This window comes from Nitratidesulfovibrio liaohensis (assembly GCF_011682075.1).
Taxonomy (GTDB): Bacteria; Desulfobacterota; Desulfovibrionia; order Desulfovibrionales; family Desulfovibrionaceae; genus Cupidesulfovibrio; species Cupidesulfovibrio liaohensis.
The window spans coordinates 1-1,648 of record NZ_VSMK01000505.1 but is presented as its reverse complement, the minus strand read 5'-3'; the positions used below and the strand labels follow the sequence as shown (position 1 = coordinate 1,648).

The 1,648-nt window shown below is 70.2% G+C and carries 2 protein-coding genes; both read left to right on the top strand.

Translation table 11 applies throughout. The annotated features are described in order from the left end of the window. The coding region (locus tag FVW27_RS14920) for a molybdopterin-binding protein (protein ID WP_243838489.1) at positions 1 to 700 on the top strand (700 nt) is incomplete at its 5' end. A 99-nt stretch (positions 701 to 799) separates the two neighbouring features. Next, positions 800 to 1,642 (top strand): TIGR00282 family metallophosphoesterase, encoded by an 843-nt coding sequence (locus FVW27_RS14915; RefSeq protein ID WP_167126588.1) that lies wholly within the window; start codon positions 800 to 802, stop codon positions 1,640 to 1,642. Positions 1,643 to 1,648: the final 6 nt, after the last annotated feature.

Here is a 1,648-nt window from a genome sequence, read left to right as displayed (position 1 = left end):
CCGGCCCGGCCAGGTGCGCGACGTGAACAGCCACACCCTGGCCGCGCTGGTGCGCCGGGCCGGGTGCGAGGCGCGCTGTCTCGGTATCGTGCCCGACGAACTGGACGCGCTGGAAGCGGCCCTGCGCGAGGGGCTGCGTGACGCCGACGTGGTGTTGCTGTCCGGCGGCAGTTCGGTGGGGGTGCGCGACCTGACCGTGGCCGCGCTGTCGCGCATCGAAGGGGCGGAACTGCTGGCCCACGGCGTGGCCATCAGCCCCGGCAAGCCGACCATCCTTGCCCGTGTGCAAGGAGAGGACGGCGATGGCGGCGGCTGTCGTGCCGTGTGGGGCCTGCCCGGGCAGGTGACCTCTGCCCAGGTGGTCATGTTCGTGCTGGGGGTGCCCTTCCTGCATCACCTTTCCGGCCGGGCCGATGCCTTCGACCGGTCTCTGTGGCCCGCGCGGCGGGTGCGCCTGGCGCGCAACGTGGCGTCGCGGCAGGGGCGCGAGGACTGGGTGCGGGTGCGCATCGAACCCGCGCCCTGCGAACCTGGAGACGCAGGGCAGGGCGGAGGCGTTGCCGTGCCGCCGTCCGCCGTGCCGTTGCTGGGCAAGTCCGGCCTGCTGCACACGCTCACCGGGGCGCATGCCCTGGTACGCATCCCGGAGCGGGCGGAAGGGCTTGTCGCGGGCAGCGAGCACGACGCCTATCTCATCTGATCCAACGCGGTCTTTCCGTTTCCGGCGGCGTGAGGCCCTTCCTTGCCGGAAACGATAACTTTCGCGTTGGTCGTTACACAGCACACGGAACAGCAAACCATGCGTATCCTTTTTTTCGGCGACATCGTGGGCAAGCCGGGCAGGCAGGCCCTGAAGGAACTGCTGCCCGCCCTGCGGCGCGAGCACGCTGCCGACGTGGTCATCGCCAATGGCGAAAACGCCTCCGGCGGCATCGGCCTGACGGCGGAAACCCTGCGCGAACTGCTGGGCATGGGCATCGACATCCTGACCACCGGCAACCACGTATGGAAGCACCGCGACCTGTACGGCGCGCTGGACAAGGAACAGCGCCTGCTGCGGCCCGCCAACTATCCGGCGGGAGCGCCGGGGCGAGGCCTTGGCGTGTACGACCTGCCCGGCGGGAATCGCCTGGCGGTACTGAACCTGTGCGGCACCACCTACATGGACCCGCTGGACTGCCCCTTTCGCACGGCGGAAACCCTGCTGGCCCGGCTGGAGGCGGAAGAGGGTCCGCCTGTCGTCCGTCTGGTGGACTTCCACGCCGAGGCCACCAGCGAAAAGAAGGCCCTGGGCTGGTTTCTGGATGGCCGGGTCAGCGCGGTCATCGGCACGCATACCCACGTGCAGACCGCCGACGCCATGCTGTTGCCCGGTGGTACCGCCTACCTGACCGATGCGGGGATGTGCGGGGTGGAGGCATCCGTGCTGGGCATGGACCACAAGGTCATCGTTGACCGCTTCCTGACCCGGCTGCCGCAGCGCTTTCGCCCGGCCACGGGGCGCGGCTCGCTGAACGGCGTGCTGCTGGACGTGGACGAAGCCACCGGCATGGCGCGGTCCATCCGCGCGTTGCGCGTGGCCTGCCCGGCGGCAGAGGCGTTCGACACGGGCGACGCCACGCCGCAGACACAGGACGCCTGACGGGGA